At 48.4% G+C, this 25316-nt stretch carries 20 protein-coding genes; 13 read left to right on the forward strand and 7 right to left on the reverse strand.

Annotation, left to right across the window (positions count from 1 at the left end):
- Nucleotides 1-450 precede the first annotated feature (450 nt).
- The 9 genes from ACYQ1O_RS07635 (at nt 451) to ACYQ1O_RS07675 (ending at nt 12534) form a co-directional block, all read left to right on the forward strand.
- On the forward strand, nt 451-1287 hold the full coding sequence (locus ACYQ1O_RS07635) for a hypothetical protein (protein ID WP_459991067.1): 837 nt from the start codon (nt 451-453) through the stop codon (nt 1285-1287).
- A 60-nt stretch (nt 1288-1347) separates the two neighbouring features.
- The gene (locus ACYQ1O_RS07640) at nt 1348-2208 is read left to right on the forward strand and encodes a HEAT repeat domain-containing protein (protein ID WP_459991068.1); all 861 of its coding nucleotides are present in this window, start codon (nt 1348-1350) and stop codon (nt 2206-2208) included.
- Nucleotides 2209-2362: 154 nt separating this feature from the next.
- A complete protein-coding gene (locus ACYQ1O_RS07645; RefSeq protein ID WP_459991069.1) occupies nt 2363-2797 on the forward strand; it encodes a hypothetical protein in 435 nt (144 codons plus the stop codon).
- A gap of 126 nt (nt 2798-2923) precedes the next feature.
- Entirely contained in the window at nt 2924-3439 is a 516-nt protein-coding gene (locus tag ACYQ1O_RS07650) for a TlpA family protein disulfide reductase (protein WP_459991070.1), read from the forward strand.
- Nucleotides 3440-3464: 25 nt separating this feature from the next.
- Nucleotides 3465-3689 (forward strand): DUF4266 domain-containing protein, encoded by a 225-nt coding sequence (locus ACYQ1O_RS07655; protein WP_459991071.1) that lies wholly within the window; start codon nt 3465-3467, stop codon nt 3687-3689.
- Entirely contained in the window at nt 3676-6363 is a 2688-nt protein-coding gene (locus tag ACYQ1O_RS07660; protein ID WP_459991072.1) for a DUF3570 domain-containing protein, read from the forward strand. Before ACYQ1O_RS07655 ends, ACYQ1O_RS07660 begins: the two co-directional genes overlap by 14 nt.
- A 73-nt stretch (nt 6364-6436) precedes the next feature.
- Nucleotides 6437-7303: an FAD:protein FMN transferase gene (locus ACYQ1O_RS07665; RefSeq protein ID WP_459991446.1), complete on the forward strand. Its 867-nt coding sequence runs from the start codon at nt 6437-6439 to the stop codon at nt 7301-7303.
- A gap of 55 nt (nt 7304-7358) precedes the next feature.
- Nucleotides 7359-8915, forward strand: a complete 1557-nt coding sequence (locus tag ACYQ1O_RS07670; protein WP_459991073.1) for a fused MFS/spermidine synthase — start codon at nt 7359-7361, stop codon at nt 8913-8915.
- Nucleotides 8916-9120: 205 nt separating this feature from the next.
- Nucleotides 9121-12534, forward strand: coding sequence for a mechanosensitive ion channel domain-containing protein (locus tag ACYQ1O_RS07675; protein WP_459991074.1), 3414 nt, complete (start codon nt 9121-9123; stop codon nt 12532-12534).
- 314 nt (nt 12535-12848) lie between these two features.
- Here ACYQ1O_RS07675 and ACYQ1O_RS07680 read toward each other — a convergent pair whose 3' ends face one another.
- A complete protein-coding gene (locus ACYQ1O_RS07680) occupies nt 12849-14588 on the reverse strand; it encodes a lytic transglycosylase (protein ID WP_459991075.1) in 1740 nt (579 codons plus the stop codon).
- A gap of 98 nt (nt 14589-14686) precedes the next feature.
- Between ACYQ1O_RS07680 and ACYQ1O_RS07685 the strand changes: the two genes are divergently transcribed.
- Together ACYQ1O_RS07685 and rnhA are read left to right on the forward strand one after the other, a co-directional pair.
- Complete coding sequence (locus ACYQ1O_RS07685; protein WP_459991076.1) at nt 14687-15403, forward strand: class I SAM-dependent methyltransferase; 717 nt, start codon at nt 14687-14689, stop codon at nt 15401-15403.
- Nucleotides 15396-15830 carry a ribonuclease HI gene (rnhA, locus tag ACYQ1O_RS07690; RefSeq protein WP_459991077.1) on the forward strand — a complete coding sequence of 145 codons (435 nt, stop codon included), beginning with the start codon at nt 15396-15398 and terminating at the stop codon, nt 15828-15830. Before ACYQ1O_RS07685 ends, rnhA begins: the two co-directional genes overlap by 8 nt.
- On the opposite strand, the gene ACYQ1O_RS07695 is transcribed toward rnhA, so the two are convergent.
- Nucleotides 15827-16213 carry a YajD family HNH nuclease gene (locus ACYQ1O_RS07695; protein WP_459991078.1) on the reverse strand — a complete coding sequence of 129 codons (387 nt, stop codon included), beginning with the start codon at nt 16211-16213 and terminating at the stop codon, nt 15827-15829. The two genes, rnhA and ACYQ1O_RS07695, sit on opposite strands and share 4 nt — an antisense overlap.
- A gap of 107 nt (nt 16214-16320) precedes the next feature.
- Here ACYQ1O_RS07695 and ACYQ1O_RS07700 point away from each other — a divergent pair, with 107 nt between their 5' ends.
- On the forward strand, nt 16321-16710 hold the full coding sequence (locus ACYQ1O_RS07700) for a 4a-hydroxytetrahydrobiopterin dehydratase (protein ID WP_459991080.1): 390 nt from the start codon (nt 16321-16323) through the stop codon (nt 16708-16710).
- A 106-nt stretch (nt 16711-16816) separates the two neighbouring features.
- Here ACYQ1O_RS07700 and ACYQ1O_RS07705 read toward each other — a convergent pair whose 3' ends face one another.
- The 5 genes from ACYQ1O_RS07705 to ACYQ1O_RS07725 all read right to left on the reverse strand — a co-directional run bounded on the left by ACYQ1O_RS07705 (nt 16817) and on the right by ACYQ1O_RS07725 (nt 24005).
- Nucleotides 16817-18490 (reverse strand): formate--tetrahydrofolate ligase, encoded by a 1674-nt coding sequence (locus ACYQ1O_RS07705; protein ID WP_459991081.1) that lies wholly within the window; start codon nt 18488-18490, stop codon nt 16817-16819.
- A gap of 198 nt (nt 18491-18688) precedes the next feature.
- Entirely contained in the window at nt 18689-20353 is a 1665-nt protein-coding gene (locus ACYQ1O_RS07710) for a galactose oxidase early set domain-containing protein (protein WP_459991082.1), read from the reverse strand.
- 164 nt (nt 20354-20517) lie between these two features.
- Nucleotides 20518-21771: a serine hydroxymethyltransferase gene (gene glyA, locus ACYQ1O_RS07715; RefSeq protein ID WP_459991083.1), complete on the reverse strand. Its 1254-nt coding sequence runs from the start codon at nt 21769-21771 to the stop codon at nt 20518-20520.
- Between the two features lie 20 nt (nt 21772-21791).
- Complete coding sequence (locus ACYQ1O_RS07720; RefSeq protein WP_459991084.1) at nt 21792-23141, reverse strand: glycerate kinase type-2 family protein; 1350 nt, start codon at nt 23139-23141, stop codon at nt 21792-21794.
- Nucleotides 23142-23147: 6 nt separating this feature from the next.
- Nucleotides 23148-24005 (reverse strand): NADP-dependent methylenetetrahydromethanopterin/methylenetetrahydrofolate dehydrogenase, encoded by an 858-nt coding sequence (locus tag ACYQ1O_RS07725; RefSeq protein ID WP_459991085.1) that lies wholly within the window; start codon nt 24003-24005, stop codon nt 23148-23150.
- Between the two features lie 249 nt (nt 24006-24254).
- Between ACYQ1O_RS07725 and ACYQ1O_RS07730 the strand changes: the two genes are divergently transcribed.
- Nucleotides 24255-25232 carry a malate dehydrogenase gene (locus ACYQ1O_RS07730; RefSeq protein ID WP_459991086.1) on the forward strand — a complete coding sequence of 326 codons (978 nt, stop codon included), beginning with the start codon at nt 24255-24257 and terminating at the stop codon, nt 25230-25232.
- The last annotated feature ends 84 nt before the right edge of the window (nt 25233-25316 follow it).

Raw genomic sequence — 25316 nt, forward strand, 5'->3', positions numbered from 1 at the left:
AAGGGAATCGCACGTGTACCCCGGCTTATATTTAAAGGATAAGTATTTTTTCCGTAACGCCAGACGCTGGTTTGAATTAATTAAACTGTGTCATATAACACAGTTGACTGTGTTATATCACGCACTCGAAAATTATACATTTAATATCAATGGCTTGTGGTTGGCTTGGTTTTATGGGTGTGTGTTATCACACAAGCTTTACCTGATTAAAAGATAAGTATTTCTCTGGAACTTTAAGGGAATCAAATCGTTCAATTCTCTAATTTTTATATTTAACTATAAAAATCAATTACTTGTGTTTTTAATGGCTTTTTTAAAATTATTAAAAAGTTGGCACGCTACCTGCTTTATAGAATGCGTGACTCATGGAAATGAGGTGACAGGATGTTGCCGGGTCACACCTAAAAATAATTTAAACGAATCATATTAATGTCCACTGGAGGACAACAGATGAAAAAATCACTTACCACTCTTGCCATTGTTACTTGTGCCTTAAGTCAAGGCGTATTCGCCCACACTGGCGTTAAAGACACCATTACCGCAGGCACCAGCACTATCTACAATGCATTTACAGCAACTCACGGCTGCGCCAGTAACGTAGGTGGCGAAGGTTCTGGTACATCACAAGACCTTGTGGGTGCTAGCGTTGTTTTCCCCAATGGTGCGGGTTCTCCCGTCAATAAGATTGACTCTGCCGGTAACACTATCGAAGCTATTGACTTAAGCACTGTGCTTGCTGGTGGTGTTACTGGTGGTGTTTGGACAGGTATGGGGCCACGCGCAATTTTCCCATCCTTATTTAATAACCAAAAAGCTGTTTTTGACGCGGCGGGCAACTTACGTGGCTTTTACACTTACGGCGGTTCTAAACAGGGCGGTACAAGTGTTGTCGGTTTGATTCCTTTCAGAATGAGTGCGGTACAATTTAAAGCGGACGCTTCTGGCGCTATCAACTGTGCAAAATCTTTGAAAGTCCGTATGGCTGTCGCCAACTGGTGTAAACGCGGTGCAGTTAACGATGCTGCCGATGATCGCGCAGACTTTTGGATTGGTCACATGACTACAAAATTCAATGATCCAGAAACAATGCCTTACAACGCCACTGACGTAGCGGCGGGCAAGTTCTACTGGCCAACCATGACCATTAACCGCGACTTGACTGCACAACCACTTGATGCCTCTTGCGGTGCTGGCTTCGATGTGGCAATTGAACCTTCTGATGCGGACATCGACGCTTACTTGCCAATTCCTTCAACTGTTACGCCAACCTTCTGGCCTGGCAACTAAGTTGATTGGGGTAATTGGCTAGTGTTGGGCTAGTCAATTACCTTGAATTTAATTTGGAAAATGAAGCTGAAATTGCAAGTTGAATATGCAATAAACAAGGCTGCCTTAGTGGCGGCCTTTTGGCTTTGCTTCGGTTTGGGCAATACTGCCGCCGATAGCAAAGGTACTGTCCGATTTGATATAACACAAGATAAAGGCACTGAGTTTATTCTGGAAGCGCATCAGGCAGAACCCAATGCCGTGTTGGATGAAATAGCCCGCAAAACGGGTGTGGCTTTCCACTATTCAGTGTTGCCGGTAGCGACCATTAGCGCAACCTGTGTGGCTTCATCGGTCAAGGCCATTATGGAATGTTTGTTTGCGCATAAAGTGGACATAGCCGTCCGCTATCCGCAAACGGGTGAAAAAGGAGATTCACAAAAAATGCCGCTCGATTTATGGATTTTGGGTACGGATTTTGGTTTGGCTGCGGCGCAGGCCGGAAATTGTACGGTTGTTTCGGCATCAACAGAGCCAACCAAAACTAAAGAATATAAAAACAAGCAGCTTGATCCGAAGCAACTGGAAAAGCTCTTGTCCATGGCAAAATCACCGGAAGCGTCGGTGCGGGCTTCTGCCCTTGCCCAATTGGCAACGAAAGGTAACGAAGATGATGGCTCTATCCGCCAAGTGTTGGGTGCAGCCCTAAGCGATAAAAATGCCGAAGTGCGGGCGCAAGCTATTAACAGTCTTGCCAAACGCGAAGGCGAAGCGGCGTCAAAAGAATTGCAGGAAGCCTTGCTGGACAGTGACAGTTCAGTCAGGTTAATGGTGATCGACAACGCAGGCAGTAATGTCGCTTTGTTGCAACAGGCGCTTTCGGACAGTGACGAAACCGTCCGTGCTTATGCTGCCAATAAGCTGGATGTCCTGTTAAAATGATTCATATCAATGCTTTCCAATTGAAGGCATTGATACCGAGGCAAGGATGAGGTTGTCGGATTTGTGGCAATCAAAAATTAATTAGGCAACGAATGGAGTTGCTTGAATCAGCTACTTATAGAAAACAAAAATTATTTTAAATACGAGGATAACCATGAACATGACTTTAAAAAATACACTATTGGCTGCTTCTTTATTGACCGTCGCTGGCTTTGCTTCTGCACATGACCAAGCTGGATCATTGGGTTCAGGCATTGGCGCAACCGATTACTATGTGGTGACTTGCGATGATGATGGCAGCGGTACACCTGCTAGGTTGGCTGTTTCCATTATTGACCAGGCACCGGTTGTCGCTCCTGTGATTAGTGTCCAAGTTGTAAAGGATTTGTTGGCAGCTAATGCAACTGACCAAGTGGATGGTGATGCCACTCCTAGTCCAACGATTACCGTTGCAGCGGGTCCTGGTGACTATTTTGTCATCGTTGATAAAACCAAAGCAGGCGCAGAAACCTACAACATGACTTACCATTGCACAACCAATACCGGTATCCACACAGGAACATCCATTTTCATGTTGCAAAACAAGTAATACTTGTCCGTTTGATAAGCCATCTGCCATCTTTCGGCAGATGGCGGGCAGCTGCTTAAGCGATTTAAAAACTATGCCATGGAATGGCAAAATTGCCTTTAGTTTTCAACAATAAAAACAATAATAATGATAAAAAAACTGCAATTGTTATTTCTACTGGCATTGTTGCTGCCTAGTTATGCTTCAATGGCCTTGGAGCAAGGCGACCCCGCCGCCCAATGCGAGCTGACTTCTTGGGCTGACCAGCAAAAACAAACCTTGGCGCAATTTAAAGGCAAAGTGGTTTATGTCGATTTTTGGGCATCTTGGTGCGGGCCTTGTGCCAAATCGTTTCCGTTTCTAAACCAGCTGGATAACGATTTGAAAGCCAAAGGCTTGCAAATTTTGGGCGTTAATTTGGATGAAGACAAAGCCGCTGCCCAAGCTTTCTTGGATAAATATCCCGCCAGTTTCAGCATTGTGAGCGATAGTGGCGAGCAATGTGCGCGTAGTTTTGCCGTAAAAGGTATGCCTTCGTCTTATCTGATCGACAAAAAAGGCCTGATCCGTCACGTGCATTTGGGCTTCCGCCCTTCCGAAGCGGAAGAGGTCCGGGCTTTAATCGAACAATTGCTGGCTGAAGATGCCGTCAAAAATAAGTAAGTACGTTGCTTTGCCAGGTCTTTTTATGAACTATACAAAATTTGCCAAAGCCGCGTTATTGAGCGGTTTTTTAGTGTTAGTGTCGGCCTGCAGTACCGTTGCGCCGTGGGAGCGCGGTACTTTAGCCAAGCCACATATGGCACTTGATCCCAACCCTATCCAGTCGGCTTTACAAGGCCATACTTACGGTAGCCGTGAAGCGGGTTCGGGCAGCAGTTCTGCCAGCGGAGGCGGTTGTGGCTGTTACTAAGAACAAACCGGTGAATCCGGCACTGAATGCTTTAAGTGTCGCTGCATTGGCACTGCCAGGGTTGGTTGCCGCCCCTGCTTATGCCGAAGACAGCGAAGTCGATTTCCAATACAGCCATTATCAAGAAGGTGCGCGCAACCTTTTTGGCGCAAGCAGTGCTTTCGCGCCCATTGAAGTCAATAGCCTGAATACCAGTGCGCGCGTGAAATTGGCTGACCGCGTTAAATTTGCTTTCAACTACATTCAAGATACTTGGGGTGGGGCAACGCCGGTTGCTACTGCACCTTTGGCTTTTGGTGGCAACAGCCGCTATACCGGTGTGGGTGCGGTTTCGGGTGCATCACCTTACCTGAACACCAATAACGTCAGCTTTGACAGAAACCTCAATCCCTTATCAAAAGACGCTTCAGGCAATCTGGTCAAAAATACCCAGTTGGTGCATACCTTGTCGCAAGCCTCGCCAGAAACCCGCAAACAAGGCGACTTTAAATTGGGTTATGAATGGGATGAGGCGGAGTTGGCGGCAGGCGGCGGCATTTCCATAGAAAATGATTATGAATCCCGCTTTGGTAATCTATCGGGCCGGTGGGACTTTAATCAAAAGCTGACCAGTGCCAACGCTGCGTTAAGTTATACCAACAGCGATACCCAAGCCACCATCGACCACGATGCCCAGCCTTATATCTACGACACCAGTGCCGGTGGCGCTTCTTATAATGCCGCTTACAGTGACAGCGAAATCACTATCGGCAGCAATGGTCAGCGTACCTTGTTCGGAAAACGCGAAGATTGGGCGGCTAATATTGGCTTAACGCAAATCATCAACAAAAATGCCTTGGTCACCGCAGGCGTTGGCTTTACCCGTAGCACCGGCTACTTGGAAAACCCTTACAAAGTCGTTCAAGTCGCCTTTGTTGACCCTAGCCAAACCGGCAGTGTGTTGAACGGCACAGTTACTTCGTTGCTTGAACAACGCCCCAATGAGCGCAACCAATGGAACGGCACATTGGGTTATGTGCAGCATTTGGATTATTTCGATGCCGCATTGCATTTCAACTACAAGCTGTTTAATGATGATTGGGGTATCACCGCCCATACGTTTGAAGCGGATTGGGCGCAACCCTTTGAAGGTGGATGGACGGTTACGCCCAGAGTCCGTTACTACTCGCAAGAGGCCGCCGATTTTTACCAGCCCTATCTGGTGTCCAACCAAGCCTTTTCTTCCAATGCTGTCGATAGCTTGGGCCGGGAGGTCTATGTTTCTGCCAGCAACAACGATGGCAAAGAGTATTACAAAACCACCCAAGGTTATGTCGATAAAGACACTGGACATGTATTGAGCTTTCTTGAGCGCATTAAGGTTAATCCCACCAATAAAAAAGTACCTTTCGACCGTAACAAATTGCCTAAAAACTATTCCAGCGACCATCGATTATCCGGTTATGGCGCATTAAGCGGCGGTTTGACCGTTGCCAAGAAATTTGCCAAAGGCATTACTCTTGAAGCAGGCGGTGAATATTACAGCCACGCCGGCGACCTTAAGCTCGGTGGCGGCGGCGAGGGCAGTTACGCCGATTTTGACTATTGGTTGGTGAATGCCAATTTGAAAGTTGATCTTGCCGCCATTAAGTTTTCCGGTGGCGGACACAGTGACCATCACCACGGCGGACACGCGCATCATCATGGCGCACATGCGCCTGCGGGTGTCATGTTCGACCATGTTTTGCCCAACGCCGGCGACTTTATGGTGGGCTACCGTTATATGTACAGCAGCCAATCCGGCAACATATTGCATCACGAAAACGAAGCCAGCGACCAAGCCATCCTTAACCGCGGTTGCCGTGGCAACGCTTGTTATGTCGCACCTTCTGAAATGACGATGCACATGCATATGTTTGACTTGATGTACGCCCCCACCGATTGGCTGACTTTAATGCTGATGCCGCAGTTGATGGATATGGGGATGTCCATTAGAGGCTTAGACGGCACAACAACGCCAACGGATGCGAATGTTCAGGCGGCGGTCATGCATTCTCAACATCATCATGCAACTGGCGGTATTGGTGATACGGGCATGTACGCTTTGTTCAAATTGTTCAATTACGGCAACCATCATTTGATTGCCTCTTTAGGGCTTAGCGCACCGACAGGCGATGTCGGCATTAAATTAAGGCGCACCCACGGCGTTGATATTGGTTATTACCATTACGGAATGCAATTGGGCAGCGGGACTTGGGATTTCAAACCCAGCTTGACTTACACGGGGCAATGGGAATCGCTGTCTTGGGGCGCGCAGCTAAGCGGCACCAAACGTATTGATGACAAAAATGAATCCGGTTTTGCCTTTGGCGATATTTTCCAAGCCACAGCTTGGAGCAGTTATGCCCTCAACCCTTGGCTATCGGCATCGGTTCGCAGTGTTTACACCGATCAAAACAAAAACAAATACCGCTATAACAACACGTATTACCCGATTGGCCCGATGGATTACTCAAGCAGCTACGGCGGTCGGTTTGTCGATGTCGGTTTTGGTGTCAGCGTCACCATTCCACAAGGCGATTTGCAAGGCAACCGCTTTAGCGTCGAATGGTTGGAGCCGGTGGTTGATGATGTCAACGGCTATCAGTTGCCGCGCGATGGTACTTTAGCGGCTAATTGGAGTGTGGCTTTCTGATGGTTTTGTCTGGCGTATTGGCAATTTTTTGAAGTCTTCGGCCTTAACTTTTTACCGTTATGCCTTTAAGGCGATGGGTTCACCGTGCGACATCCAACTGTTCGCCCGTTCCGCCCAACAGGCCAAACGTGTAGCCGATGCCGCCATTGCCGATGTCAACCGCTTGGAAGCCCGTTATTCGCGTTACCGGCAAAACAGTTTTTTGTCGAAAATAAACCGCGTGGCGGCGGCGGGCGGCAGTATTAAAGTCGATGCCGAAACTACTGGCTTGCTCAATTACGCTTTGGCTTGTTACCAACAAAGCGATGGTTTGTTTGACATCACCTCCGGCATTTTACGGCGTGCTTGGCGGTTTGATACGGGTAGCTTACCTGATCCGCATGTGGTTGACAGTTTGCTTGATAAGGTCGGTTGGCACAAATTGCAATGGCAACCGCCGTTGCTCAGTTTTCCCACGCCCGGTATGGAAATCGATTTTGGCGGCATTGTTAAGGAATACGCCGTCGATAGGGTCGCGGCAATGTGCCGTACCGCCGGTATTGTGCATGGGGTGGTCAACTTGGGCGGCGACATCAAAATCATCGGCCCTAGGCCGGACAAAGAAGCTTGGCGCATTGGCATCCGCCATCCCCGCCATCAAAACGATATTTTGGACACCTTGCTTTTGCATGAAGGCGCTTTAGCCAGCAGTGGCGATTATGAGCGCTGCATAGTGATTGATGGCATCCGTTATGGGCATGTACTGAATCCCCAAACCGGTTGGCCGGTGGGGCATTTGGCTGCGGTCAGCGTGGTGGGCGATTTTTGCGTAGTGGCGGGCAGCGCGTCCACCATTGCCATGCTGAAAGAACAGGCGGGGCCGGATTGGTTGATGGCTTTGGGATTGCCGCATTTGTGGGTGGATGTGGCGGGTGGTTCAGGCGGCTCTATTGGGCATTAGCCCGTTATAAAAGCTCTTACAACATCGAATATTTTTGAGAAGAACAATAACAACAATGACAAACAATCCTTTAAATGCCTTAGGCCGTTTAGGTCTTTATCTGACCGTATCGCTGACCGGTGCCTCGGTCATGGTCATCGAACTCTTGGGTACACGCCTGATCGCGCCTTTTTACGGTGCCAGTTTGTACGTTTGGTCATCTCTCATTTCTGTGACCATGATTGCCTTGGCGACTGGCTATTTTATTGGCGGACGCTGGGCCGATAGCGCCAAGCGCAGCGGCTTATCGCTGGTGATCGGCCTTGCCGCCTTGTTGACGTTGCTTATCCCTTTTTTAACTCGCCCCATTTTACTGGCAACTGATCCGCTGGGCTTGCGTGCCGGTGCATTTGTCAGTGCCTTGTTGCTGTTTTCACCCAGCCTTACGCTGTTGGGTATGGTCGGACCTTTTGCCATCAAATTGGCAACTAAACAATTGGAAGGCATCGGCAACAGCTCAGGCACCATTTATGCAGTCAGCACGATGGGCAGTGTATTCGGTACGTTGATTTTGGGCTTTTTCCTGTTTCCCATGATCGGCTCGCGCGAAATTTTGATTGGCTTAGGCGTGATACTTTTGTTTTGGGCAATTTTGGTGGCGGTTTATGAGCAAAAACAAATGGCTAAAACCGTCGCGGTCATACCATGCTTAGGCTTGGCAGTTATCGGTTTGTGCTTGTTGCCCAAAGTGGTCGGGGCAGGGCATGTCTACGATGGCGGCGGTAAATTTATTATCCAGTCCGAACAAGAAAGCTTGTACGGCTGGGTAAGGGTTATCGACCAACCGGCGCGGGATTTGCGTATGCTGACTTCCGATGCCTCGGCCATTGGCGCATCCAGTCTTGCCAGCGGCGTAAGCCGGTTAAGTTACCAAGACATTGTCGGCCTGATTCCGGCGTTAACTCCCGAACATAAAATGACCAAGGCGTTAATCATCGGTTTAGGCGCAGGCCATATGGCGCAAGTGCTGCGTGACCGTTATGGCATTGTTACCGATACCTTGGAAATTGACCCTGCCGTCTCCGAAGCGGCACGCAACTATTTTGGCTATCAGCCCAACGGTCAAGCCATTATCGGCGATGCCCGCTACGAAATCCGTCGCCTGCAAGGCCCTTACGACTTAATCATTCACGATTGCTTCACTGGTGGTTCCGAACCCGCACATTTGCTGACCGTTGAGACACTCACCCAATTGCGCGGCCTGCTGTCACCCCAAGGTATTTTGGCAGTTAACTTCGTTTCGTTTGCTGACAGCAAACACACCGCTTTGGCATCGGTTGCCAAAACATTGGGTCAAGTGTTTGCAAATCAAGCCACTTTTGTCTCGGAGCCAGGCAAAGACTTTAACGACTTCATTTTTCTGGCGGCCCAACAAGCCATTAATATTGAATCGACAAGCCTAATGCCCGACCAAGTGGCTTGGCTGAAAGAACGGCAATTTAGCGTTGACCCACAACGTGGCGTACTGTTAACCGACAACCTCAACCCTTTGGAACATCTGCAAACGGCTAAAGCCGAGCATTACCGTCGTTTTATTGTCGATTGGCTAGGTTCTGACTTATTGATCCGCTAGCGGTTTCCGTTATACCCCCTCCATCATTTTTTCTGCATTGATAAGGTTCTTGTTGGTGCAGCGCCTTTCTTAGCTTCGCTATTGGCTTGCGGTTAGTCGTCCAATAGCGAATATTGGTATACTCCTATCTGCGTTTCGCCTTCAGTTAACCTCCATTGTTAACTGGCTCGCCCTCATTCCAGCAATTTTTATTTGGTTAAACCGTATGCGAGTTTTTTGCAATCCCCGTTTTTTGTTGATATTGCTCACGTGGTTATTTATTGGCAGTTCACTGGCCCAAGCCGTAAAACCAGACACGGCTACCACTATCAACAAAACCTATTTACAAACCAAAATTGATGCCTTAAATACCCGCGAAGGTTTGGATAAGGCGCTTAAGTCGAAGGTATTGTCGGTTTATCAGGGTGCGCAAGACAACTTGCTGAGCATAGAAAATTTTAAGGTTAAATCCCAAGCGTATGAACAGGCCATTAAAAGCGCCCCTATAAAAACCAAAGCCTTACAAAAAGACATTGAGCAAATAGAAAGTCGTGTCAATAAACAAAGCATTGATGCTTTCGATAATATCAGCAGCGAAGAACTGGAGCAGCGGCTGATTATAGAAAAAGGCAAAATCAGCAATTTGGATGCGCAAATGAATAAGTTTGAAAACGAGCTTATTTTACAAAACAGCCGCTTACAACAAATTCGCCAAGAAACCTCCACCGCTCAACAAGACCTTCAAGCCGCACAAGTCAAGCTGCAAACGCCCGCCAGCGCCAGTGACAGCAAATTGGAAGTGGAAGCCCGTGAGCTCTACTTAAAAACGGAGGTTGATTACAAAACAACCGAACTCAAAATGCTCGAGTACGAAGCCATCAGCAATCCTGCCCGTGTTGAGCTGCTAAAAGCCGAAACCAAGTTGCTGGCGTTGCAAAAAAACCTGATGTTGCCGGCGATTGCCGCCATTGAAAATCTGATGACCACGCGTCGCGAGCGCGAAGCAAAAGATTTGGAAGATGCTTTCAGTCAAGCTGAAAAAGAATTGGCAGGCAAACCGTTAGCCATCCAAACGCTAACCCGCGAAAATATTGGCTATAGCCGTGATCTGCAAGCCGTTGCCGGAAAAATCGACAGTTATAACGAGCAAAAAAACCGAATAGAAAGCTTGGCTACTGAACTCGACAGCGATTTTAAAAGCGCGGAAAAGAAAATCAGCCTAGCGGGTTTAAGCCCTGCCTTGGGTAAAATTTTGCGCGAACAACGTCGAAATTTGCCTGATCGGGACCAATACAGTGTGCAAACCGAAAATTTGCAGAATGAAACGGCATTAACCAGTTTGCAGCAATTTAAAATCGAGGATAAGCAAAAGAAAATTGCCGATGTTGATACGGCTCTGCGCAATCTGATGGAAACCCAAGTGGATTCAGGTTTGTTGGCAAATGAACGTATGATGATCCAAGCCGAGTTGCGGATTTTATTGGATGGTCAAAAAGAATTGCTGAATAAGTTGGCGCACAATAACGCCAATTATTTGCGGATTTTGGGTGATTACGATTTCGCCAAAGAAAATTTGTTAGGGCAGGCGGAAAAGTTCGCCGTGTACTTGGACGAGCGCTTGCTATGGGTACCCAGCTCCGAACCCATCAACGGTAATTATCCGGCGGGTTTATACCATTCGACCCGATGGCTGTTGTCACCCAATAACTGGATGCAACTGCTGGGTGATACCTTTATGACGGTCTACCGATTACCATTTTTAAGTTTTGCCGATGTTCTGGCAACGTTGTCATTGTTTTTTTTAGGGCATTGGGCCAAAAAAAAGCTATTGGCGGTGGTGGCTGTCAATCAAGTTTCTTTTTACGACACCCTTAATGCCTTGGTGTACAGCTTTGTTTGGGTGATGCCTCTCCCTATTTCGCTTTACTTTTTGGGTACCCTTATTGGCAGTAACGTTCTGATTGCCGATTTTTCCGAAGCCATCGCAGCGGGTTTGCAAGCAATGGCGATGCCTTTGTTGTTTCTGCAGTTTTTCACCAAACTGTTCGCGAATGACAGTATCGTTTATCAGCATTTTCAGTGGCGTCCTCAAGATGCAGCCTTAATCCGCAAGCAGATTGTTTGGTATCGCTGGTTTTCCGTGCCTTGTGTGTTTTTGGTAGCCAGTACCGGTGCCTCGAAAATTGCTATGCACAGTGACAATTTAGGGCGTTTGGCCTTGCTGGTTAACCTGTTGGCATTGGCTTGGTTGGTGGTTCGTCTGTTAAGTCCCAGCAAAGGTTTGCTTCGGGATTATTTACAAAACCATCCGGATAGTTGGCTGGCGAAATTACGTTTCATATGGTTTCCCGCTTTAGTTTTTGTGCCGGTAATTGTGATGGGCTTTGCGGTAGCGGGCTATTATTTAAGTGCATTGGAACTGCAACAAAAACTGATTGCCAGCATAAGGTTGGTGATTTTTAACGTATTTATCCATGCCCTGGTGTTCCGATGGTTATCGTTGGTTAACCGGCAGCTGGCACAAGAAAACGCCAGGCAACGGCTTGAAGCCCAAGCCCATCAACAGGAACGGCATCTTGCCAGCGTTGAAGACAGTTTGGTTCATGTAGAACACAATGAGATCGATATTCCGACCATCAACGCACAAACTATCCGCTTGTTGCACGTGTTTATTGCCTTTGTGTTGTGCTTGGGTTTGGGGATGATTTGGAAAAATATTTTGCCAGCATTTTCATTTTTAGACCAAATCGTGCTTTGGCAACATACCGTGTTGACAGAAAATAATGAAGAGGTTTTACAATCCGTTACGCTGACCAATATGCTGTTGGCGGGTTTGTATGTGTTTATTATTGGCGTTTCGGTACGGAATTTTTCCGGTGTCATGGAATTGTTGTTGTTCCGGCGTTTGGAAATGGAGGCCGGTAGCCGCTATGCCGTCAACCAGTTGGCGAAGTATGTGCTGTATTCCATTGGCCTGATTGCGGTTGCCAATGAGTTGGGTGGCAGCTGGTCGCAAGTGCAATGGCTGGTGGCGGCGCTGGGTGTGGGTTTGGGTTTTGGTTTGCAGGAGATTTTTGCCAATTTGGTGTCGGGCATTATCTTGCTGTTTGAACGGCCCATCCGTATTGGTGATACCGTTACTATTGGTGATGTGACCGGCAAGGTTAGCCGCATCCAAATGCGTGCGACTACGCTAACCGACTGGGATCAAAAAGAGCTGATCGTACCCAATAAAACTTTTATTACTAGCCAGTTGGTCAATTGGACGCTAAGCAATGCCGTCACCCGTATCACCATACCGGTCGGTGTGGCTTATGGTTCGGATGCGGAATTTGCCCACAAGGTCATTTTAGAGACCGTAAAAGCTACGCCATTGGTATTGGCTGAGCCAGAACCAACGGTTTTATGCTTAGGTTTTGGCGATAGTTCGTTAAATTTTACGATTTACATTTTCGTCAACGAACTTGCCAACCGCTTGCCTGTAACCCATGATGTCCATATGCGGATTGAAAAAGCACTGAGGGAAAATAATATTTCCATTCCATTCCCGCAGCGGGATGTACATGTGCATTATGCCAATAGTGGTGAAGTGGATAATGCCTCTCTTAGAGGGGCATTAGGTGCTGCGGTATCTGGCTAAAAATAGTAGGACATTGCACATCAACAAAAAGCCCAAAACAGTTAACTGTTTTGGGCTTTTTGTTGATACCGGATTACAAGCAAAATACCTTTAAGGTAAGCAAATTGAGCCGTTCGTGTTGAGCTTGTCGAAGCATGAACGGCTCAACTTGCTGGCGATGGATTTTTCCGTTCATCCTTCGACAAGCTCAGGACGAACGGAAAAATCCTTTACTTAACGGGATTGAGTACAAACCTAAACTTGTACCAATGCAAAGCTAGGTTTGCATTCTAGGCGACGAACTGCAATTTACATAACTTACCAAAGTGTGGGGCTTAGGAGCGTGGTTGACCATCAATCAAGATTTTCAGTTTTTGACCAGGACGCAAGCCTTTAGCCAATGCATCATTATTGGATTTACGTAAATCAGGGATTGAGACATTAAACTTTTTGGCAATGTGGTTTAGCGAATCGCCTTTACCAACCGTGTAATGGATTAAGCGGATTGCCGATGAGCTACTTGCCAATTGTGGGGTTGACGCTTTAATGGAAAGCTTACGACCTGCCAACAAAGGCGTTTTGGTGGTAATTTTGTTCCAATCGGCAAGGTCTTTGGCGCTGACTGAGAAACGTTGCGAGATGCTCCATATGGTGTCGCCTTTTTTAACGGCATAGACTTGGCTGGCAGCGGTTTTGGTTTTGCCTACACCGGTTGTTTTAGTCAGCAATGGCAGAACGTTGTTTTTATTGCTGGCAGTAGTCGTGGTGCTTGGCACTTGTAAGGTCATGCCGTAGCGCAAAGGCTGTTTGCCTAAATGGTTCATAGCCTGCAAGTTTTTTACTGTTGTATGATTTTTTTCGGCAATTTCTGCCAAGGTATCACCGCGTTTGACAGTGTATTTGCCGCTGCTGGCAACAATGGTTGGTTTATAACGGCTGTTTTCGGCAGCTTGTTGTTTTTCTTCTTCACGCTTTTGACGTGCCAAACGTTCTTCTTCGCGTTTGGCGGTTGCCATGCGCTGCTCATAGAAATATTGGTTGATGTCCAAACGCTCATCATAAGGCAAGGTTGCCAAATTGCTTTTAAAAACTTCTACTTTATCGACCGGTACTAATAGGCGGTGGGGGCCGTTCGGTGCTGTGCAGGAGCGGTTAAAACCTGGGTTGAGTTTTTTGAATTTATCGAATGGCGTGTTGGCTAATTGCGCTGCTTTTCTTAAGTCGAGCGGTGATTGCACATCAACCATTTCTACGTAGGGCTTGTTGGGAATGTATCTTAGATTGATGCCATACTCTTCAGCATGGGCAAAAATTCTGGAAATAGCCAGCAAGCGTGGTACATAGTCTTGGGTTTCTTGCGGTAAATCCAGTGTCCAATAATCGGGGTTTGAATATTGGCTGTCATCTTTTTCGATGGTTCTTTTGACTTTATTTTGCCCGCAGTTATACGAAGCCAACGCCAATAACCAATCGCCATCAAACATTTCGCTGAGTTCTTTTAAGTAAGTCGTGGCGGCTTGGGTGGATGCGTAAATGTCACGGCGGCCGTCATACCATTCATTTTGTTGCAGGCCGTAGTCTTCGCCAGTGCTGGGAACAAATTGCCAAAGCCCGCTGGCATCTGCTTTCGAATAGGCATCGGGTACGAAGGCGCTTTCTACTACGGGCAACAAAGCCAATTCACCCGGCATGCCTTTGGCTTCGATTTCATCGAGGATCAAATACAGGTAAGGTTCGGCGCGTTGTTGGATAATAGCCAACGAAGCAGGGTGTTGCAGGTACCAGTCGATAGCGCGGTCAACGCGTGGATTTTGGATTTCGGGCAGGGAGTAGAGCGAGAATAAGCGTTCCCAAACCGTGTCGAATTGCTCTTGGCTACCGGAATGGCGGGTGGATTTAAACTTGAGCTTGCTGTGGTTGTCATCTGGGTTGTAATAACCTTCGTTCTCAGCAACACCGGAATTTTCGCCTGAGCTTATGTTGTTTTTTGGTGTTCCGGAACATCCTGCTAACGACAGGACAACCAAAACTAAAAAAGGATTAACTAGCCTGTTAAAATTAACATGCATCATCATAGTGGCCTTAGGGGAATTAGTTCGAGTGGGATGGATTTTAGTATAGCGTGTTTTTATTCAATGTCATACATTAACATATGATTTATCGAGCATAATTAATGAAACGAAACTTTTTGTTTGACTGTTACCAAACTCCCAGGGGCAAACTTTTAAGGGATTTAGAGACAGAGTATCTGCAAAAACAGATTACTGTCAGTTGCCAACAAACAGTCTTGCAGATTGGCGGATTGGGTTGGGAAGACGAATTTATTGATTGCTCGTTGTATAAATATTACACCATTTTAGATGCCAAAAACCTAGGCTGTAAACAGGCCAGAAAAATTCAGGCCAAGGCTTATCGCTTGCCCTTACAAAGTGAAAGTGTCGATATGATTATTGTGCCGCATTTATTGGAGTTTGATGCTTACCGGTTTCAAACCATGCGCGAAATTGAACGCGTTCTTAAGCCAGAAGGTGTTTTTTTGGCACTTAATTTCAATCCTTGGTGTTTTTGGATACGCTGCCAATATTTATGGGATATTCATTTGGCAGACTCATGGCGCGGTCATTTTATTGGTCGCGGTCGCATATTGGACTGGCTTAAATTACTTAACTTCGAAGTGACGGCGTCTTCGGATTTTAACTTGGAAACCATTAGCACCCAACATGGGAAATTTGTCCGCCATTACAATTCCTTGGCATCGACAGCTTATGCTGTCAAGGCTATCAAGCGCCGTTACAACCTGATTCCCTTAACGCCTGTTACCAACGGCATAGCCCGTTTGGCGATGGCAAACACTTTCAACAGCTCGGCACAAAACGAACACCATGACTAATCTTGTAATCATTTATACCGATGGCGCTTGTAAAGGTAACCCAGGCCCTGGTGGCTGGGGGGTCTTGCTCAGTTACAACGGCAAGCGCAAGGAACTTTTTGGCGGCGAGGCCAATACCACGAACAACCGCATGGAGCTGATGGCGGCAATCACGGCTTTGGAAGCCTTAACGGCACCTTGCAAGGTTGAAATCAATAGCGATTCCAAATACGTCTTGCAAGGTATCACTGAATGGCTGCCGAATTGGAAAAAGCGTGGCTGGAAAACAGCGTCAAAAACGGCGGTTAAAAACGAAGACCTATGGCGTCGGCTGGATGCAGCCATTGCCTGTCACCATATTGAGTGGAAATGGGTAAAAGGCCATTCCGGCGATCACGGTAACGAGCGGGCCGATGCGCTTGCCAATTTAGGGATTGCGTCACTTTAACTGTTTTTGTTTTGCAACAGGGATTTCAGATTGGCAAACGGGTTATGAGTTGACTCGGGTGCTGCAGCTTTGGCGGTTTGGCTGCTGACGCCATAACGGGTTTCTTCATAGCGCTGATGTTCGTTATCGTGGCAATACAGGCATAACAACTCCCAATTGCTGCCATCGGGCGGATTAAAATCGTGGTCATGGTTTTTATGGTGTACTGTGAGTTCCGCCAAATTCTTGTGGGTAAACTCGCGGGCGCAACGTCCACAAATCCATGGATACATTTTTAACGCTTGTCCCCGATAAGATTGTTCCCTTAACGTTTGGTTACGACGTGCTTCGGCAACAATTTCATCCAACTTGGCTTTATCGGCAACGGTTTTTTTCTGCGGCATAACAATCCTTAACAAACAATAAATAGCTAAAAGCATAGCCGATTTTATTGTTAAGATCATCGGTAATCTTTCGTTGCAACAAACCTAAACTACATACGAGGTACAAAATGGGCTGGAGAGAACGACAACACGAAGAAACCTACAGTGATGCTGAAGTTGAGGCACGCTTATTGGAAGAATTGCCCCATTGGTATTTGGAAAGCGGTTGGATACGCCGCAAATACAAAACCAGTGGCTGGAAAGCGACATTGATGGTGGTGAACACGGTGGGGCATCTTGCCGAAGTGGCTTTCCATCATCCTGATTTGACGGTTTCTTATGCCTTTGTCATCGTCAAGCTAATGAACCACGCCGCCAAGGGCATCACCAACAAAGACTTTGAATTGGCAAAAAAAATGGAAGAAGTCATCATGTGGCAGCCAGGATTGGAAGGCGGATCGCTGGAAGGTACGCCGGATGACCCTCGCTTTAAATATATTAAATACGATAAAACCTAAGCTAACGATTGGCGTGATGTTTATCGCCCAAGCTGATATGAAAAAACCCGATTCCGGCTTATAAACCGTCATCGGGTTTTAAATGTTTAAACCGTTCTGTTATCGATTAAAACAAGCCGGTAATTTTACCGTTGTCATCAATATCAATGCGTTCGGCTGCCGGTACTTTCGGCAAGCCGGGCATGGTCATCATATCGCCGGCAATGGCGACGATAAATCCCGCGCCATTCGCCAAACGCACGTCGCTGATTTCTACCGTGTGGCCTGACGGTGCGCCTTTGCTATTGGGATTGGTGGAGAAAGACATTTGCGTTTTCGCCATACAAATCGGGAATTTGCCGTAATCCGCTTGCCAAGCCGCCAGTTGCGCTTTGACTTTGGCATTGGCGGTGATGTTGGCGGCACCGTACAGCTTAGTGGCGATGGCTTCGATTTTTTTCCACAAACTCAGTTCTTCATCATACACATAGCTAAAGCTGGGTTCGCGCCCGTCAACCACGTCAGCAACCGCATGTGCCAAAGCTTCTGCGCCCGCGCCACCCGAAGCCCAATGTTTGGAGACAATACAGGTTGCGCCCAGCTCGGTGCATTGGGCTTGCAGCCAGTTGATTTCAGCTTCGGTGTCAAAGGTGAAGTGGTTGATGCAAACCACACACGGCAAGCCGTAGTGTTGGGTGATGTTGTGGTAATGGCGTTCTAAGTTGGCAAAACCTTGTTTCAAGGCTGCCAAATCTTCTTGGTTTAAGGCTTCTTTGGCGACGCCGCCGTGGAATTTTAACGCGCGGACGGTGGCGACTAAGACCACAGCGGAAGGTTTTAAGCCGGACATACGGCATTTGATGTCGATGAATTTTTCTGCGCCCAAATCAGCACCAAAACCGGCTTCTGTCACCACATAATCCGCCAGTTTTAAGGCGGTTTTGGTGGCGGTGACGGTGTTGCAACCGTGGGCGATGTTGGCAAACGGCCCGCCATGGATGATGGCGATATTGTTTTCTAAAGTTTGTACCAAGTTCGGCTTGATGGCATCTTTCAACAGTGCCGCCATAGCGCCTTGGGCGTTCAGGTCGCTGGCATAAATGGGGGTGATTTTATCGGATTTGTAACCGATGACGATACGGCCTAAGCGGGCTTTTAAGTCGGCGCGGCTGGTGGCTAAGCATAAAATGGCCATCACTTCCGAGGCCACGACGATGTCGTAGCCGTCTTCGCGCAGATAGCCGTTGGCTGGGCCGCCCATGCCGACTACGATGTTCCGCAAGGCGCGGTCATTCATGTCGACGACGCGTTTCCATTGGATGCGGCGCGGGTCGATGTCCAGCTCGTTGCCGTGGTTGATGTGGTTGTCGATCAGTGCTGACAACAAATTGTGCGCGACGCCAATGGCGTGGAAGTCGCCCGTGAAATGCAGGTTGATGTCTTCCATGGGCACCACTTGCGCGTAACCGCCACCTGCTGCGCCACCTTTGACACCAAAACACGGGCCTAAAGAAGGCTCGCGCAAGCACATGATGGTTTTTTTGCCGATACGGTTTAAGGCATCGCCTAAACCGACAGTGGTGGTCGTTTTGCCTTCACCAGCAGGGGTAGGGCTGATGGCGGTTACTAAAATGAGTTTGCCGTCTTGTTTATCCGCCAGGCTGTTGATGTATTCCAGCGAGATTTTGGCTTTGTAATGACCAATAGGGTCAAGGTGTTCTGCAGCAATGCCATAGTGCTGTTCTGCCAAGGCAATAATGGGCTGCATGTTGGCTTGTTGGGCGATTTCTATATCAGACATTTTAGGTATTAGGTAAAAGAGGATTCGGTTAACAAGTTTTTTTAGCGGATAGGCAATATCAGCTATTGCGGCATTATACGGCAATTTAGCTTCAAATTTGGGTAAAAGATGCCGCAAAAGCGGGCAACAGAATGTCGGCAGCCGTCAGGGAGGGGGAGAAATTCCGGCGCTCCCTGCCGGAAAAAGCTCTTTTTTTGCCTAGTTTGCCGCAGGCACCGTAACAGTATCGCCGCCATTCACTTTAATGATTTTGGCAACGGAAGGCACACCGCTGGTGTTAAGGATAAACAACATGTAATAACCGGGCGGGGCAATAAAATTATTGGCGGGCGCTGTGGCTTTTAAGCTGTTGATGTTTTTGCTGAACATTAACGGAATATAGTTTTGTTCCATATTCGTGCTATGGGTGACGGATCCCAAACGGATTAAGGTCACTTTTTGGATGCTGTTGGCGTTAGCGGTGCTAATGGTAAAAGATTTGTTAGGGGTAATATTGTCAGGTACAGCACTAATGACTGGACGGATAGCCAATTGCCCTGAGCCATCTTTTTTGAACAGATAAGGTGGAGAAAAAATCTCGGCATTTTTGTTGTGGTAGCCCGCATCAAAGCAGCTGTCGCAAATGCCGCCACCGGCACTCAGGACGCGGGCATCAGGTAGCAATAGCGCCGTTGAGTGGTAGCCACGGTGGACGCTCATCGGTGCCAGTTCTGTCCAAGTGTTGGCGCTAGGATTCCACCATTCTGCCGGATAAACGGCTGTCGTGTAGTCAAATAATGTTTTGCTGCCAGAGAAGCCGCCAGTGGCTAAAACGCTGCCGTCAGGCAATACGGTCAAATTGTGTTGGCGGCGCGCGTATTTCATACTTGCCACCGGCGTGGGTGATAGCGTGTTTAAATTAACGCTGATAGCGGAAGCGACAGCGGGAATGTTGCCGCCACTGACCAATATTTTGTCAACGCCATAGCTGGCGTGGCTGCCATAATTGCGGTTCAGTGTGTCGCGGTTGCCGACAACTTCCCATTTGCCGTTATCTTTGGTTTCCAAGTAACGTAATTGTGGGCTTGGGCCAACGTAAGCCACTTTGCCGTTAGGTGCTTGTTTTAACCAATGGTATAGGCGACTTGCCGCAAAACTTTCGTTGATGTTGGACAAGGTCCGCATGGAGCCATCGGCTTTGCGGACTTCCGGCGTTTTGACCCCGCCGCCACTGACCAGCATTTCGCCATTAGCCAAGGCGGTAACCGACGGATACCAGCGTTCGTAAACCATTGTGCCAACGGCTGAAAATTGGTGGGCAAAATCGGTGTTCAAATAGGGGTTGTAATTGCTGAGTTTGTTTAAGCCGTCAAGCAACTGGTTTTTGTTGCCGCCTGCCAAAAAAACTTGTCCGTTGGCAAGATTGGCGTGACCGCTGCAAAAAATGTTATAGCCAAGCGAGATGGTGGCAGGTGTATGGGTGTTGGTGGTCGGATCCCATAAATCACCACGGCTATAAGTTTGGTCGTTAAAGGCAGCGGTTGGGCCGTCTCCGCTGGAGTCAAATGCCATGACTTTACCGTTATTCAGTAACGTCAAATGGATGCCGATAATGGGCCAATCATAAGGACCTTCCCATTTGCCTTGCAGATATTCTTGCCCCGCCACTACCGCCGCTAACGTACGGGTGTTTGTGGAAGTTGCTTTGTTGGTTGCCAATCGTTTTTTTAGCGCTTGCTCTTGTTGGGTGGTTACAACGACATCATCCAATTCTCTGTGTTCATCCATTAATACGTCGTCTTGGCTATGCGTGTAGGCAGTTGCTGGCGCTAGCAGGGCGGAACAAATCAGTATGCGGGTAATTTGATATATAGGATTAATCATGGCGGAGTGTCTGGTAGTGGCGGAGGTGGTTAGGCAAAGTCAACTGACCTAGTCTACTAATATACTCCTGTTGACTTCTTGATTTAAATCAAATATTTCAAATTGTTCTGAGGTGGGTTTTTAGTGGAGGGGAGCCTAAACGCCGTTTAGGCTCCGGACAAGCATTAGCCGTAAACGGGGAAACGCGCGCAAAGGTTGGCAACCCTGGCCCGAACCGCTTCGATGACAGATTCATCTTCCAAATTATCCATCACATCACACATCATATTGGCAATTTCGGTGACTTCCACTTCTTTAAAGCCGCGTGTAGTCGGTGCAGGTGTGCCGACACGGATGCCGCTGGTGACGAACGGCGATTGCGGGTCGTTCGGCACGGCATTTTTATTGACGGTGATATGGGCGCGGCCTAAGGCGGCATCGGCGGCTTTGCCGGTAATACCTTTGGCAATCAACGATACCAACATTAAATGGTCGTCAGTGCCGCCAGAAACGACATCATAACCACGTGCCATAAACACTTTCGCCATGGCTTGGGCGTTTTTAATCACTTGTTGTTGATAGGCTTTAAATTCCGGTTCCATCGCTTCTTTAAAAGCCACGGCTTTCGCGGCGATGACGTGCATCGATGGGCCGCCTTGAATACCAGGGAAAATGCTGGAGTCGATTTTTTTCTCAATTTCAGGATTGCTTTTGCAGACAATCAAGCCACCGCGTGGCCCGCGCAAGGATTTGTGGGTGGTGCTGGTGACCACATCCGCAAACGGTACCGGGTTTGGGTATAAACCAGCGGCAATCAATCCGGCGACGTGTGCCATATCGACGACAAAATACGCGCCGACTTTATCGGCAATGTCACGGAAACGTTGCCAATCCCAGACACGGGAATAGGCGGAGAAGCCTGCAATGATAAGTTTGGGTTTGTGTTCTAAAGCTAAAGCTTCAACTTGATCGTAATCAATCTCGCAAGTTTCGGCGTTTAAACCGTATTGGATGGCATGGTAAAGTTTGCCGGAAAAATTCGGTTTGGCGCCGTGGGTCAAATGTCCGCCATCGGCAAGACTTAAACCCAAAATGGTATCGCCGGGTTGGATTAAGGCCATGAACACCGCCATGTTGGCTTGCGAGCCGGAATGCGCTTGCACGTTGGCGTAATCGGCAGCAAATAAGGCTTTGGCGCGGTCGATGGCGAGCTGCTCGACTTTATCGACAAATTCGCAGCCGCCGTAATAACGTTTGCCTGGGTAGCCTTCGGCGTATTTGTTGGTCAGTTGTGAGCCCATGGCTTCCATGACGCGTGGGCTGGTGTAATTTTCTGATGCGATCAGTTCGATATGGTCTTCCTGACGTTGGCGTTCTTCTTCCATGGCTTGGAACAAATCGTCATCAAAGCCAGCAATGAACATGGTGGATGTAAACATGGGGTTCTCCTAAAGAAGTTTTAACAATGAGGATGAAGCAATAAGATTTGCAAATCGGCAACGTTAGTACCGGTTGCGCCCGTCATCAGCAAATCTTGTGAGTGTTTAAGCGCCGTGTACGAGTCGTTGTTTGCCAACGCCGTTTGCGGGTTGATGCCGGCGGCAACCATGCGAGCCAAGCTGCCGGTATCGACCAAACCGCCTGCGGCATCGGTAGGGCCGTCGCGTCCGTCAGTGCCACCGCTTAAAAATGTCCAGCCGGTCAGACCGTGTTGTTCGGCAGCCAAGGCAAATGCCAAAGCCATTTCCTGATTACGTCCGCCCAAGCCGTCACCTTTTAAGATAACGGTTGTTTCGCCGCCGGCAAGCAGGGCGGTTGGACGTGCCAAACCATTAGCAACTAGGTTTTTTGCGGTGCTTGCCAGCCATTCGGCCTGTTCGCGGGCAATGCCGGTGAGCTGGTCGCTGACAATCCGGCAATCAAAACCTAAGCGGCTGGCTGTTTCTGCGGCGGCTTTTAGGCTGATGCCGTTGCTACCCACTAAGGTATGGCTAGTGCTATTAAAAATGGTGTCGTTAGATTTGGGGGTTTCGGCAATTTGCCCCGCCACACCTTGCTGTAGATGCTTTTGCACACTACCAGGCAATTGCCCCCAAAGTTTTTTTTCCGACAAGATCGCCACGGCTTCGGCATAGGTGCTGCTGTCGGGGACGGTAGGGCCGCTGGCGATGGCGCTTAAGTCATCGCCTAATACATCCGATAAAATCAGCGCATGGCAATCGGCAGGAGCCGCCAGTTTTGCCAGTCCGCCGCCTTTTAATTGTGATAAATGTTTGCGGACGCAGTTGATTTGGTTGATGGTTGCGCCCGATGCCAGTAATAGTTGGGTGGTGGCGATTTTATCAGCCAAGCTGATGCCAGCAACAGGGTAGGGGATCAGCGCTGAACCGCCACCGCTGACCAGCACCAACACCAACTCGCCCGCTTGTGCGGCAGTGACGCGTTCGGCAAGTTGTTGTGCCGCTTGCAAACCATTGGCATCCGGCAAAGGGTGGCTTGCGCCTATTACTTCAATATTATCAAGCGTGACAACATTTTCGTAATTGGTAATCGCCAAGCTGTTACCCGCCAATAAATGTGCCGGAATGGTTTCTTGCGCAGCTTTTGCCATGGCGCAGGCAGCTTTGCCAAAGGCGATAATATGTATTTTTGACCACCGACCAGCTCGTTTTTTGCCGTTATCAAGGGCGATTTCCAAAGGGTCATCCGAAGCTGACAAGCAATGCTTGACTGCCTGATAAGGGTCGGCAGCGGCAATACCGGCTTGGAAAATAGCGAGCGCAGAAGTGCGGGGCAAAGCGTGGGTCATTGCCGCTTAAGCCATCGCTTTGGCGAGGGTGAAAATCTTTTCGGCATCAAAAACTTGTTTGTTGTCATCAAACAGTTGCGCGATGCAGGCGCGGTGCAAGGCCAATTTTAATGCACCAAAACCAATCGCCCCCCAAATGATTTTGCCGTGCCGATCGATACCTTTATCCATCATATCGGTTCCGCCAATGCCTAACGGTGGTGTGGCGTTGGCATCTGCAATCATTTCTAAATGAGGGTTGTCGCACCACTGTTCGACCGTCAGCAATTCCACGCCCGCAGCGCCGGCGGCGATGACGATATTGGCATCGGCAATGGCGGCTGCGCGGTCGGCGTTGCTGAAAGCTTCAATGGGTGTGATCTCCACGCCAAAACGGGTATGCATATTCGCGCAAGCTTCCGCTGCACGTGCCATTTGCCGACCCGTTAACGAAACCTGTGCGCCTTCCAATGCCAGCATGACGGCAGCGCGCTGACCGACCGGACCCGTTCCAGCTAGCACCACTGCTTTTTTGCCTTGCAACGTGCCGCTGGTTGCCAATTTGGCAACGGCTGCTGCGGCTGTTGTGTTGCTGCCATTGCTGTCAAGCATGACGGAAACTTGAAAACCAGGAAAAAACTGCTTTTGTACGGCGGTGAATAAGGCTTGCCCCGCTTGCATATTGCTGCCGCCGACAAAAATGGCGGTGTTCTTTTTGTCTTTGGGTGCGCGGGTAAAAATGGTGCCTTCGACCAATGGCGTAATGTTGTCAGGCGTTAAGCCACCGTAGCCGATGACGTGGTCGGCACCGCCATCGTAGCCAACGACCGTGTCGAAGACGGAAGGATGGGTATCGGTGTCGAATTGGAACAGCAGTTTCTTCATGGATTAAGAGGAAGTGGTGTGCAAGTTAAAAATGGTTTCATGCGGCATTATAACCGAATAAGCTTTACTCGTACCGATTAACAATGCTTGGGATACGCATTATTAGCGTGTTTTGGCAGGTCAGGAATGGTACGATTACGCGTTTTTAAAACGGCACTTTTGGGCTAGGTGACAGGATGTGCATTCCCAATGCGGCGTTAGGCTAATGGCAAATTAAAGATTATCAAGGCAAAAATACAAGGAAAACCGATGAAAACCCCGATACATATAGCGGTTACTGGCGCAGCTGGCCAAATCAGCTATTCATTGTTGTTCCGTTTGGCGGCTGGTCAGTTGTTTGGCCCAGAACAGCCGATTGTCTTACATCTTTTGGAAGTCACCCCTGCATTGAAGGCGCTTGAAGGCGTTGTTATGGAGTTGCATGATTGCGCCAATCCTTTGTTACACCGTGTAGAAATTACCGACAATCCAAAAACAGCCTTTAAAAATGTAGATTACGCGTTCTTGGTCGGGGCAAGGCCGCGTACTGCGGGTATGGAGCGTAAGGATTTGTTGCAGGTCAATGCCGAAATATTTGCTGTGCAAGGCAAAGCACTTAACGAAGTCGCCAGCCGTCACGTCAAAGTGTTGGTGACGGGTAATCCTGCCAATACCAATGCCTTGATTGCCATTTGCAATGCCCCCGATTTAACGCCAGACAATTTTTCATGCATGACCCGTTTAGACCATAACCGCGCGCTGAGCCAACTGGCTGAAAGATGCGGCGTATTAACGACAGACATAAAAAACATGACGGTTTGGGGCAACCATTCCGCTACCCAATACCCTGATTTGCACCATGCCAAAGTCAAAGGCCAAGAGGCTTTGCCGTTAGTCGGTCAGGATTGGTTTGTGGATGATTTTATACCGACGGTCCAACAACGTGGCACGGAAGTCATACAGGCACGGGGGCAATCCAGTGCCGCTTCAGCTGCCAATGCCGCCATTGATCAAATGAAGTCGTGGATTTTTGGTACGGAACCTGGTGATTGGGTCAGTATGGGAGTCGCTTCTGATGGCAGTTACGGTGTGGAGCAAGGCTTGGTGTATTCCTACCCCGTTACGGTTGTTGATGGCGAGGTATCTATTGTTAAGGGCTTGGATATTAACGATTTTAGTCTGCAAAAACTGCGGCATTCTGAAACCGAGCTTAAGCAAGAACGTGACGCGGTTAAACATTTGCTATAACAATTAAAAAAGCCTTGATGCCACCGTATCAAGGCTTTTTTTATGCCTTCCGCTTTTTTTCTCTGCACAGTCCGGCTGATTTGC

It is taken from the genome of Methylosoma difficile, assembly GCF_054657615.1.

Bases quoted from the DNA above. Each gene is read 5' to 3' on its own strand.
- ACYQ1O_RS07645 (WP_459991069.1), top strand. From the start codon at position 2,363: ATGAACATGACTTTAAAAAATACACTATTGGCTGCTTCTTTATTGACC.
- ACYQ1O_RS07685 (WP_459991076.1), top strand. From the start codon at position 14,687: ATGAAACGAAACTTTTTGTTTGACTGTTACCAAACTCCCAGGGGCAAA.
- glyA (WP_459991083.1), bottom strand. From the start codon at position 21,771: ATGTTTACATCCACCATGTTCATTGCTGGCTTTGATGACGATTTGTTC.
- ACYQ1O_RS07670 (WP_459991073.1), top strand. From the start codon at position 7,359: ATGACAAACAATCCTTTAAATGCCTTAGGCCGTTTAGGTCTTTATCTG.
- ACYQ1O_RS07665 (WP_459991446.1), top strand. From the start codon at position 6,437: ATGGGTTCACCGTGCGACATCCAACTGTTCGCCCGTTCCGCCCAACAG.
- ACYQ1O_RS07655 (WP_459991071.1), top strand. From the start codon at position 3,465: ATGAACTATACAAAATTTGCCAAAGCCGCGTTATTGAGCGGTTTTTTA.
- ACYQ1O_RS07710 (WP_459991082.1), bottom strand. From the start codon at position 20,353: ATGATTAATCCTATATATCAAATTACCCGCATACTGATTTGTTCCGCC.
- ACYQ1O_RS07680 (WP_459991075.1), bottom strand. From the start codon at position 14,588: ATGATGATGCATGTTAATTTTAACAGGCTAGTTAATCCTTTTTTAGTT.
- ACYQ1O_RS07650 (WP_459991070.1), top strand. From the start codon at position 2,924: ATGATAAAAAAACTGCAATTGTTATTTCTACTGGCATTGTTGCTGCCT.
- ACYQ1O_RS07700 (WP_459991080.1), top strand. From the start codon at position 16,321: ATGGGCTGGAGAGAACGACAACACGAAGAAACCTACAGTGATGCTGAA.
- ACYQ1O_RS07730 (WP_459991086.1), top strand. From the start codon at position 24,255: ATGAAAACCCCGATACATATAGCGGTTACTGGCGCAGCTGGCCAAATC.
- ACYQ1O_RS07725 (WP_459991085.1), bottom strand. From the start codon at position 24,005: ATGAAGAAACTGCTGTTCCAATTCGACACCGATACCCATCCTTCCGTC.
- ACYQ1O_RS07675 (WP_459991074.1), top strand. From the start codon at position 9,121: ATGCGAGTTTTTTGCAATCCCCGTTTTTTGTTGATATTGCTCACGTGG.
- ACYQ1O_RS07705 (WP_459991081.1), bottom strand. From the start codon at position 18,490: ATGTCTGATATAGAAATCGCCCAACAAGCCAACATGCAGCCCATTATT.
- ACYQ1O_RS07635 (WP_459991067.1), top strand. From the start codon at position 451: ATGAAAAAATCACTTACCACTCTTGCCATTGTTACTTGTGCCTTAAGT.
- ACYQ1O_RS07640 (WP_459991068.1), top strand. From the start codon at position 1,348: ATGAAGCTGAAATTGCAAGTTGAATATGCAATAAACAAGGCTGCCTTA.
- ACYQ1O_RS07720 (WP_459991084.1), bottom strand. From the start codon at position 23,141: ATGACCCACGCTTTGCCCCGCACTTCTGCGCTCGCTATTTTCCAAGCC.
- ACYQ1O_RS07695 (WP_459991078.1), bottom strand. From the start codon at position 16,213: ATGCCGCAGAAAAAAACCGTTGCCGATAAAGCCAAGTTGGATGAAATT.
- rnhA (WP_459991077.1), top strand. From the start codon at position 15,396: ATGACTAATCTTGTAATCATTTATACCGATGGCGCTTGTAAAGGTAAC.